Origin of the sequence: Clostridium sp. (genome assembly GCF_016650035.1) — a bacterium.
Classification (GTDB): domain Bacteria; phylum Bacillota; class Clostridia; order Clostridiales; family Clostridiaceae; genus Clostridium_AD.
In genome coordinates, this window is record NZ_JAENWM010000110.1 from 1 (window position 1) to 10,309 (window position 10,309).

At 30.6% G+C, this 10,309-nt stretch carries 10 protein-coding genes; 5 read left to right on the top strand and 5 right to left on the bottom strand.

Annotation, left to right across the window (positions count from 1 at the left end; translation table 11 throughout):
* The first annotated feature begins 255 nt into the window (after positions 1 to 255).
* Positions 256 to 2,304, top strand: a complete 2,049-nt coding sequence (locus JJD95_RS17995) for a penicillin-binding transpeptidase domain-containing protein (RefSeq protein ID WP_291644550.1) — start codon at positions 256 to 258, stop codon at positions 2,302 to 2,304.
* Positions 2,305 to 2,356: 52 nt separating this feature from the next.
* On the opposite strand, the gene JJD95_RS18000 is transcribed toward JJD95_RS17995, so the two are convergent.
* Positions 2,357 to 2,827, bottom strand: coding sequence for a GreA/GreB family elongation factor (locus JJD95_RS18000; protein WP_291644551.1), 471 nt, complete (start codon positions 2,825 to 2,827; stop codon positions 2,357 to 2,359).
* Positions 2,828 to 3,028: 201 nt separating this feature from the next.
* Between JJD95_RS18000 and JJD95_RS18005 the strand changes: the two genes are divergently transcribed.
* The 4 genes from JJD95_RS18005 to JJD95_RS18020 all read left to right on the top strand — a co-directional run bounded on the left by JJD95_RS18005 (position 3,029) and on the right by JJD95_RS18020 (position 6,495).
* Complete coding sequence (locus JJD95_RS18005) at positions 3,029 to 3,265, top strand: hypothetical protein (protein ID WP_291644552.1); 237 nt, start codon at positions 3,029 to 3,031, stop codon at positions 3,263 to 3,265.
* Positions 3,266 to 3,420: 155 nt separating this feature from the next.
* A complete protein-coding gene (locus JJD95_RS18010; protein WP_291644553.1) occupies positions 3,421 to 4,584 on the top strand; it encodes an SAM-dependent methyltransferase in 1,164 nt (387 codons plus the stop codon).
* A gap of 24 nt (positions 4,585 to 4,608) precedes the next feature.
* Complete coding sequence (locus JJD95_RS18015; protein WP_291644554.1) at positions 4,609 to 5,529, top strand: SMR family transporter; 921 nt, start codon at positions 4,609 to 4,611, stop codon at positions 5,527 to 5,529.
* A 66-nt stretch (positions 5,530 to 5,595) separates the two neighbouring features.
* The gene (locus JJD95_RS18020; RefSeq protein WP_291644555.1) at positions 5,596 to 6,495 is read left to right on the top strand and encodes a fumarylacetoacetate hydrolase family protein; all 900 of its coding nucleotides are present in this window, start codon (positions 5,596 to 5,598) and stop codon (positions 6,493 to 6,495) included.
* Positions 6,496 to 6,572: 77 nt separating this feature from the next.
* On the opposite strand, the gene nfsA is transcribed toward JJD95_RS18020, so the two are convergent.
* From nfsA to JJD95_RS20180, 4 genes are all read right to left on the bottom strand, one after another.
* Positions 6,573 to 7,310, bottom strand: a complete 738-nt coding sequence (gene nfsA, locus JJD95_RS18025) for an oxygen-insensitive NADPH nitroreductase (protein WP_291644556.1) — start codon at positions 7,308 to 7,310, stop codon at positions 6,573 to 6,575.
* Positions 7,311 to 7,460: 150 nt separating this feature from the next.
* Entirely contained in the window at positions 7,461 to 8,378 is a 918-nt protein-coding gene (gene metA / locus JJD95_RS18030; RefSeq protein ID WP_291644557.1) for a homoserine O-succinyltransferase, read from the bottom strand.
* Positions 8,379 to 8,981: 603 nt separating this feature from the next.
* Positions 8,982 to 9,203, bottom strand: coding sequence for a hypothetical protein (locus tag JJD95_RS20175; RefSeq protein WP_367114846.1), 222 nt, complete (start codon positions 9,201 to 9,203; stop codon positions 8,982 to 8,984).
* A gap of 337 nt (positions 9,204 to 9,540) precedes the next feature.
* Positions 9,541 to 9,972, bottom strand: coding sequence for a helix-turn-helix domain-containing protein (locus JJD95_RS20180; protein WP_367114847.1), 432 nt, complete (start codon positions 9,970 to 9,972; stop codon positions 9,541 to 9,543).
* Between the last annotated feature and the right edge of the window lie 337 nt (positions 9,973 to 10,309).

Here is a 10,309-nt window from a genome sequence, read left to right on the forward strand (position 1 = left end):
GCTTTTTTAAAATAATGTGTAAAAAAGTCTTTTTGTTATGCCTATAATTAATTTGAGTATAATTCGTTATCCAGATACATATTATTATTTCCTAAATGTGGATATTGTTAATTATTGTTTTCCGACTATACTCTATTATATTATATGATATGATATGTTATAATTAAGTAATATATGAAAATTCAAGGTAATAAATCTACAAAATCAATAGTGTAGAGTATATTACACGAAATATTTAGAGGAGTGATATATAAAATGTCCAAAAAACAGATGAAAATATTTTTTTTAGTAATAGTAGGTATTATAACAATATTAATAGCATTATTTATGTTTGGCGTTTTTAATAAAGGGGTTAGTGCAGCTGAAACTTTTAATACATATAAGAATAGTTGGGTAAAGAAAGATTACAAAACAATGTACAGTATGCTTTCAAATAAAACAAAAGAAAAAATAACGCAAGATGATTTTGTTGATAAATATACTAGCATTTACGATGGAATAGATGCCGACAGCATCTTAATTAAATTGGATAATGAAGAAGAAATTGTGGAAGGAAAGGAAAAGACGATTAGCATACCATTTTCTATATCTATGAAAACAGCTGTAGGGCAATTAGACCAGCCTGGATATACAGCAATTATGGTAAAAGAAAAAGTTGATGATGAAAATAAGTGGACAATAGTCTGGGATGAGAATATGATATTTCTTAGTATGGAAGCAGGAGATGAGATTAGGATAGAAGCCGATGTTGCTACGCGTGGAGAAATTTATGACAGGGATGGCAATCCGCTTGCTGAAAATGAAAAAATTCAAAGCTTGTTACTAAATCCTATAGATTTTGTTATAGATAAAGATAGTAATGTATCCAAATTAGCTGAAATTCTAGATATTGATGCTTCGATTATAGAGGATAAACTAAAAGGCAATGAAGATTCTACTCAGTTTATATCAATTGTTAATATAATTAAAGGGGATAAAACAGATGAGGCTAAAAAACTTGATGGAGTATTTTTTCAGTCTTATTCTGGAAGAGTATATCCAGGAGGAGAAGCTTTTGGGTCCCTTATAGGGTACATAAGACCAATACAGCTTGAAGAACTAAATGATATGCCTGGGCAAGGTTATAACACATATAGTCGTATTGGTGCGGATGGTTTGGAAAAGGAATATGAAGAAAGACTTAGGGGAGAAAATGGAGGAAGAATATACATAACCGATGCGAACGGTTCAGAAAAAGAAGATGTTATAAAAAAAGAATCTAAAGATGGAGAAAATATAACATTATCAGTAGATTCAGATCTTCAGAAGAAAATATATGATGGAATGAAAAATGATGCTGGAGCCAGTACAGCTGTAAATCCAAAAACTGGAGAAGTGTTGGCTTTAGTAAGTTCCCCATCATATGATTCAAATGTATATACTACTTATAAATCTAATGAAACAAACGTAAAATGGGAGAGTCTTCAAAACAGTGGTAAAGATCCATTTACTAATAGATTTACAGGGACATATTCGCCGGGATCAACATTTAAATTGATAACGGCTGCCATTGGTTTAGAGCAAGGGACTATAGACCCTGCTAAAAAAATAGAAATAACAGGAAGTGAGTGGCAAAAAGACGCATCATGGGGACCACATATGGTTACTAGGGTTGGTGATCGTGTAGAACCAGTTAATCTACAGGATGCATTTGTATACTCTGATAACATATATTTTGCAATGGCAGCTCTTGATATAGGTAAGGATGAATTCATAAAAGGAAGCAGTAAATTTGGAATTGGGGAAGAGCTTCCAATAGATTATCCTATTGTAAAATCACAAGTAGCTACTGATAAAATTAAAAATGATGAGGCATTGGCAGATACTGGTTTTGGGCAGGGACAGGTTCTTATGAGTCCACTCCATCTCGCACTATCCTACAGTGCAGTTGTTAACGATGGGAATATTATGTCCCCAACTTTAGAAAATTTCAATGAAAAAATAACATCTAAGATTTGGAAAGAAAATGTAATTTCTAAGGAAAATGTTAAAATCATAAGAGATGATTTAACTGCCGTAATAGATAATCCAGATGGCACAGCTCATGTTTCAAAAATTGATGGGATAGCTCTCGCTGGTAAAACTGGAACTGCAGAACTTACCCAAGATGGTACTGCAAAAGAAAATGGATGGTTTATATGTATGGATACAGAAAACCCTAAAATAGTGGTAGCAATGCTTATAGAGGATGTCGAAGAAAGAGGTGAAAGTCACTATGTGGTACCTATTGTAAAAGAGGTAATGGAATATTACTTAAAGAGATAGCAAAACAAAAACATCCTAAAATGCTAGAGCATTTTGGGATGTTTTAATTGTGTCACTCATTAATTATATTTATTAATTCTATTTTATAATTTCCATCAGGGGATTGTACCTCTACAATATCGCCTATTGTCTTTCCAAACAAAACGACTCCTATTGGAGACTCAATGCTGAATTTGCCATTTATTATATCCACTTGTAATGTTGTTACAAGTTCTATTTCTTCTATATCATCACTGCCTTCAAATTTTATTAGTAATTTATCACCTATATTTGCACCTTTAGTATTAATAATAACATCATCTATAACTTCGGCAGTTCTAATCATTTTTATTAAATAGCCCATCCTTCTGTAGTTATCGTACATACTAGATTTTGCGGCTTTATATTCAGCGTTTTCACTTCTATCACCATGAGCTGCAGCTATCATCTTTTCATGGGCAATTTCCATTGTCAAAGGTCCTTTACGATAATCAAATTCCTTTTGCAGTTGTTCAACATCTTTTTTAGTAAGTTTATTGTTCATCTTATCACCTTCTTTTATTTTTTAACTACATTATATTAAAAAGACACTAAAGTCATATACACTAGTATTAACAGAAATTAAAAAATAGAAATTTTTATAGTATATGTATAGATTATTATATTATAAATTAGGGAATAATTCTACTAAATAAATAGCAAAGTTCACAATATCATGGAACGCTAATGAATAGGAGGTAACCAAATGGATGAAGATTACAATGCATATTTTTTAAATCACATAGCAAATACTGAAAGGGTTATTAATAATCAGATTGAGGATTTGAAAACTGAAATTTCGAGCTTAACTTTTGAATTGGAAAAGATTTCTTGTGGGCCTAATGATCTGGATCCAACAGAAGGAAGAGTATCGGAGCTAACTTATCAAATTAATAAGCTGAGATCACAATTAGAAAGGATAACAAAGGAAGATGAAAAATAAAATAATAATCAATGGGGTATCGTCTTGTAAAAAAGGGGGTACTTTATTAATTTTAAGATGCTTAATTGTCTTTAAAGTGTTAGAATTAATTGATTTGATATATAATTTTTTTTATATAAAAATATTTTAAAAATAAATTGTAAGGCGTGATGAAAATGGAAGAGTTAAAGAAAGCAATTGATGAAATTATACAACAAGATGTTATAAAATTAGTTATAAGTAATAAAACCAGTAAGGATGTAAAGTATAATAAAATAACCTTTATACTTAAAGAAGATGCTACAAAACAGTATTATCAAATAGAAAAATGTACAGATAAGCAAGTATTTCATGAAAACATTGATATACATATTTTAGGTGAAAAACTTTTAGAGTATGTATCATCCCAGTATAAACAAATTGATGCTTGGTCTGATATAACAACATTTGATTTGAAAATTTCTAAAAAAGGTAAAGTGCACTTAGGCAAGAAAAAAAGTGATAATGCAAAACTTGAAAATAAGGGGCATAACAAAGAAAAGAATTATATTCTTAAAGAGGGTATGATAATTGAGCCTCTTATAGATTTGGGTATTTTTACAAAAGATGGAAAAGTTGTCAATTCAAAATATGATAAATATAAACAAATAAATAGATTTGTTGAAGTTATTGATGATGAGATTAGAAATAATGATTTTGTGGACCTTACTATATTAGATTTTGGATGTGGAAAGTCTTATCTAACATTTATATTATATTATTACTTTGTAGAAATTAAAAAAATCAATGTAAATATGATAGGTCTTGATCTTAAGGAAGATGTAATTAATAATTGTAATGATATAGCTAAAAGGTATAACTATGAGAACTTACATTTTGAGTTAGGGGATATAAATGGATTTAAATATAATAATAAAGTTGATATGGTAATAACATTACATGCCTGTGATATAGCTACTGATTATGCATTATATAATGCAATAAAGTGGAATAGTAAGATGATTTTCTCTGTTCCTTGCTGCCAACATGAAATTAATAGCCAAATTAAAGCAGAGTCATTGTCCATAATAACTAAGTATGGAATAATACAAGAAAGGGTTGCAGCGCTTATGACAGATGCAATAAGAGCAAATCTTTTAGAGTGCGTCGGATACAAAACTCAACTTCTAGAATTTATAGATATATCACATTCTCCTAAAAATTTATTAATAAGAGCTTCAAAAGCTAATATATCTACAGAGAAAAAAGAAAAAGCGCTAGCTGAAGTTAATGTTTTAATTAATGAATTTAATCTAAAGCCCACATTATTTAATTTATTAAAAAAAGATAATTTAATCTAACATATATGTGAAGGGATATGAAATATGATTTATTTATTTTTAGCTGTAATGTGCAGCTCTTCCATTGCTCTCATTTTTAAGTTTAGTGAAGGCAATCAAATGAACAGATACGCAGTTACAAGTGCAAATTATTTTACGGCTTTAACTATTGGACTCCTAATGATTATAGCTAAACCTCCACTTAAAATTAATTTTGACCTAACCAATTTTATTGCTGAGTTTATTAATGTTTTATCACAAAATAACGTGGCTTTTTCTAAGGAGGCTAGTTTTATTTGGGCTATATTACTTGGTATAATAGGGGGCGCTTTTTTCTTTCTATCATTCCTTTATTACCAAAAAAGTGTAAATGAAAATGGAGCATCTATTTCAGGCACATTTGGCAAGCTTGGGATTTTAGTACCTATGATATTTTCTATTATATTTTGGAAGGAGATTCCTAAAGCCATTCAATGGGTAGGAATATTTATAGCTTTATTTTCAATAATTTTTGCCAACATATCACATGATGAAAATAAAAGTACAAGCATAAATATAACGCTCATTTTATTATTTTTATTTGGAGGAATGGCAGAATTTCAAAACAAGCTATTTCAAAAATATGCTTTAATAGAATATAAAGACTTGTTTTTATTTGTTATATTTATTACAGCATTTCTATTTAGTTTATACTTCGTTATAAAATCAGATAAGTTAGTAATGAAAAGAGACTTACTTATGGGAATGTTGGTGGGGATACCGAATCTATTTTCTTCTTATTTTCTTATAATGGCTTTAAATTCAATACCAACATCCATAGCTTTTCCGTTATACAGTGCAGGAAGTATAATATTTATAAGCATAGGAGAAGTAGTCTTATATAAAGAAAAATTATCTAAAAAGAATGAAATAGCAATAGTACTCGTTATTATAGCATTGATATTAATTAATATAGGACAATACTAAAGTGAATACATATAAAACTTGTGATATAATAACAGTATTATACAAAAAATAAAAGGGGGGCTGAATTTGAAATTCGTTAGTTATGATTATAAAAATCAAACGTCGGCAGGAATATTAATAGGAACTAAAATAATTCCTATTGTGGAAGTTATGAAAAGATTTAATCTACCAGAAGTAAGTGGACTTCAGGAGTTTATAGAAATGGCCAATGACAAGGTAATAATGATGTTAGAAAATGAAGTAAATACAACAAACACTTATACCTTAGAGTTATCAGAGGTAAAACTTGTGGCACCTATTCCTTATCCTAAGAGAAATGTGTTTTGCATAGGGAAAAATTATGAGGAACATGCAAAAGAAATCAAGATAACTCAAATTTCAGATAACTTTATACCAGAATATCCTATATACTTTACGAAGGTGGCTAGTCCAGCTATAGGAACTGGAGATAAAATTTGTTTTTCTAAAGAAACCACTTCTGAGGTGGATTATGAGGCTGAACTTGCAGTTATTATAGGAAAAGAAGGGACAAACATAAAGCCAGAGGAGGCAGAAGATTATATATTTGGGTATACTGTTGCAAATGATGTTTCAGCAAGGGATCTTCAAGCAAAGCACAAGCAGTGGTTTAAAGCTAAAAGCTTAGACACCTTTTGCCCTATGGGTCCTACAATAGTTCATAAAAATGAGATTGTTTTTCCAGTAGAGTTAAACATACAGTGCAAAGTTAATGGTGAACTTAGACAAAACTCTAACACTAGAAATATGATTTTTGATATTGCTTATATTATAAGCGATTTGTCTAAAGGATTTACACTTAAGCCTGGAGATATAATTTGTACAGGCACACCGGCTGGTGTTGGAATGGGATTTATACCACCTAAAGTGTTAAAAGATGGGGATGTAGTGGAATGCTATGTGGAGAAAATAGGTTCAATTGTAAACGAGGTTTATAATAAAAACTAAAAGCAATTCAAGTAAAGGAAGAAGGGATGCATATAAATAGGGCATCCCTTCTTTTTAACAGTACTAATTAGTTAAACCTATTTTATTATAAACCCTTGTTTTTCTAAAAAATCTTTCATATGGGGTCTTTGGGGTTTCTTCATTTGATTAGAAATTTGAGTTGTCCATGTGTCTAATCTTTTTCCTTTAGTCCTTCTTTCATAATAATCTTTAATGTGAATATCATATTCTTCTATTTTCTCAGCATCACTGTTTGCGTTATACTCATCTGTTTTAAATATCACGTCTAGTGGTAATCTTTCTTTTTTATCTGGATTATGATTAGGATAACCGAGGCACATTCCAAATACAGGGTATACGCCATAGGGTAACCGTAAAATTTCACTGATTTGTGATGGATTATTTCTTACTCCACCTATGTACACTCCTCCAAGGCCTAATGATTCTGCAGCAATTAAAGCATTTTGGGCGGCAAGAGCAGCATCTACAGTTGAAATAATGAAAGCTTCAGTATATCCTTCTTCCATAGTTACATTATTAATTTCACAACATGTTTTAGCACGGTTTAAATCGGCACAGAAAACTAAAAATAATGGACACTGCTCAATATAACTTTGATCTCCTGAAAGATAGGCTATTTTTTTTCTGTTATCCTTATTTTTCACGCTTATAATTGTATAAGCTTGAATATAGCTGGAAGTTGCAGCACTTTGAGCACATTCAATAATTGCTTTTATTTTTGAATCTTCTACAGGTTGATCTTTATATTTTCTTATTGATTTATGAGACTTTAATAAATTTACAGTTTCATTCATATTATTTACCACCTTATTTTGAAATTTAAGAACATTTAATATTGTGAATAATATACCACAAAATAATGATAATAAAAAGTTAAGCTGTGCGTTTTTAATGCACTTGGAATTAGTTCTCAGAAATAAGAATAACGCAAGTTTATGCTTATTTTAATCCAGGTGCACTAGATTATAAGGTGTTTCCTGGTAAACATAATAGTTTAACCAATTAGAAAATAGCAGATTAGAGTGTCCCCTCCATTTTACAATAGGTGGCTTTGATGGGTCGTTATTCGGAAAATAATTGTCTGGAACATTTATGTCTAACCCCTTTGCTATATCCCTGTCATATTCAGTTTTTAACGTTAATGGGTCATACTCTGAGTGGCCAGTCACAAAAATTTGACGTCCTTTTTTTGCTGATACAATGTAAATTCCTGATTTTTTTGATTCGGATAAGATTTGGAGTTCCTTTATTTTATCAATATCTACTTTTCTTATTTCAGTGTATCTTGATTGTGGAACATAAAATTCATCGTCAAATCCACTCAAAAGTCTAACATCTTGTTTTGTTATTATATGTTTGAACACTCCGAATATTTTGCTATCCAGTTTATGTTTTTCAAGTCCATAATGATAATGAAGTCCTGCTTGAGCACCCCAACAAATATGTAAGGTTGAATATACATTATGTATACTCCATTCCATGATTTTTTTTAGTTCATCCCAATAATCTACTTCTTCAAAGGGAACGCTTTCAATTGGAGCTCCTGTTATTATCATTCCATCAAATTTAGAGTCTTTTATTTCATCGAAAGTATTATAAAATTTAATCAAATGTTCTTCAGATATATTTTTACATGCATGGCTTTCGGGATGGAGAAGTACAATATCTATCTGTAGTGGAGAGTTTCCAAGAAGCCGCAATATTTGTGTTTCAGTTTCAATTTTTGTGGGCATAAGGTTCAAAATTACAATTTTTAAAGGGCGAATATCCTGATGAAATGCTCGGTCTTCTGTAATAGTAAATATATTTTCTTTATTCAAAATTTTGAATGCTGGTAAGTTGTCTGGTATTTTTATTGGCATTTTAATTTCTCCTTCCACTAACTTATTTTTTTATAATTTAAATAAATTTGCTATTATTATTTAATTTAAATGTAATAGTACTATATCGTCTAATAATTGTCAACAAAGGGTTGCATTAGGGAAAGAATAAACGGATATGCTTTATTTAAAATCTATAAAAAGCTAAAAAAAATGGTGAATTGAAAAAGTAAGTTCCACTTTGTAGAGTTAAATTCTACCCTGAAAAAATTATAAATAATTTTCAATAAAAAAACGTTTATATCTACTGTTTTTTCGCAAATGTAAAATCCACCCCTCAAAATGTGATAAATTGTACGATATACCTAACAGCAATACTTGCCTGATAAAATATTATTTTTTAAGTAATTTAGGTTTCAGAATTACCTCATTTGGTGAGATGAATTCTGAACCGAGTTTCTTAAGTGTAACAGCCCCATGAAGGAAGCTGAATACCGAACAGGGTGAACGGTCATTCAGCTTTTTTCTTCCGTAGGAATTGACATGATTCATCATTAATGAAATATCCTTCTGCAGGTATGAATTAAAACTATGTCTCTTTGGAACAATCCTACGAATTATTTCATGGTTATTTTCAACAGCGCCCTATTGATATGGGGCCGATGGATCACAGTAAAATATATGTGTCCTTGGATTACCTAGTTTATTAAACTCAATAGCCTCTGGATTTGAAAACTCACTGCCGTTATCTGTTAGAATTACTGGAAAGAGTTCTAGAAAAACATCTGGACCAAGTTCCCAGTAGAGGTCATCAAAAACATCAATTACGGACCGTGAAGTATTGGCATCCTGAATAAAAGCTAGCATAAATTGGGAGCTTTTGAAATGAATAGTAAGAAGAACCTTGCCCCCTTTTGTGCCCTCCACACTATCTATTTCAACAACTGGTGTATCGAATGTTCTTTCATAAAGATTAAAAAATCTTCATAAGTGCGACCTATTCTGCAAGATTTATCGACTTTGAATTTGTTAATAGATTTTTTTCTTGGACGATAAACTACTTTTCTAGAGAGATCAATATTTCTAGCAGAAAAAAGATTATAGTCAATGTAATTGTAAATTGACTTTTCGCTGTGCATTATGACATCCCTGTTGTTGGAACAGATATGATGAATTGATTGTCCTCTCTGTATAAGGGGACTAATTATTCTGTCAAGACGTAAAACTTCCTCTTCGGGTGTGGTAATGCCACTGTGTGATTCAAAAAGGCGTGTTTCATATTCTTTCTGGGCGGTAGCTGCACTATAGTAAGATTTTTGGAGAGTGCAATTTCTAAGATTGTCACATCCATTGCAAACATAAGGTGGTTTTGATTGTAATGGGCATATATATTCTTTGTAATCAGAGCAAACATCAGAGCATTTTGAACAAAAGCGACAAAACGATGAACGCAGTTGTTAAATGATTTGCCATAGCTGCCTGTCTTTTTCAATGTAATATGATGTTTAGTTTCTTTAGAAATAGAAGTGCAGTCACGACCAAGTTCTCTAGCAATTGCTTTAAATGAAAAGGAATCCTTAATCATGTGTTCGATGGTAATTCTTTCACTAAGGGTAAAATGTTTGGATTTAGGCATAAAGAACCCTCTCTATGATCAGGCAAGGATTATTGATTGGTATATCTAATATTATTATAATAATTTGTAAAGGTAAAATCTACCCTTTAATTTGTAAGACTAACGTCCACTGTTGAATGTGTTAGGGGTGGAAATTACTTTTGCAATTGAGTGCTAAAAAAAAATAAACAGAAAATTTAAAAAAAAGAAATTAAACTATGTCAAGCATTTTTGAAAATGTCCCTAAATAAGTGAAACATTAGCACCAACAAATTGTTGGTGCTTTACTTTTTTTATATCATGATTTTGGGTAAATTTAATAGACCTAGTGTATGCTATACTTTTTTTGAAAGAAACA

Coding starts and splice junctions, on each gene's coding strand:
- JJD95_RS18005 (WP_291644552.1), top strand. CDS start 3,029: ATGGATGAAGATTACAATGCATATTTTTTAAATCACATAGCAAATACT.
- JJD95_RS20180 (WP_367114847.1), bottom strand. CDS start 9,972: ATGCCTAAATCCAAACATTTTACCCTTAGTGAAAGAATTACCATCGAA.
- JJD95_RS18000 (WP_291644551.1), bottom strand. CDS start 2,827: ATGAACAATAAACTTACTAAAAAAGATGTTGAACAACTGCAAAAGGAA.
- metA (WP_291644557.1), bottom strand. CDS start 8,378: ATGCCAATAAAAATACCAGACAACTTACCAGCATTCAAAATTTTGAAT.
- JJD95_RS18010 (WP_291644553.1), top strand. CDS start 3,421: ATGGAAGAGTTAAAGAAAGCAATTGATGAAATTATACAACAAGATGTT.
- JJD95_RS18015 (WP_291644554.1), top strand. CDS start 4,609: ATGATTTATTTATTTTTAGCTGTAATGTGCAGCTCTTCCATTGCTCTC.
- JJD95_RS17995 (WP_291644550.1), top strand. CDS start 256: ATGTCCAAAAAACAGATGAAAATATTTTTTTTAGTAATAGTAGGTATT.
- nfsA (WP_291644556.1), bottom strand. CDS start 7,310: ATGAATGAAACTGTAAATTTATTAAAGTCTCATAAATCAATAAGAAAA.
- JJD95_RS20175 (WP_367114846.1), bottom strand. CDS start 9,203: ATGCTAGCTTTTATTCAGGATGCCAATACTTCACGGTCCGTAATTGAT.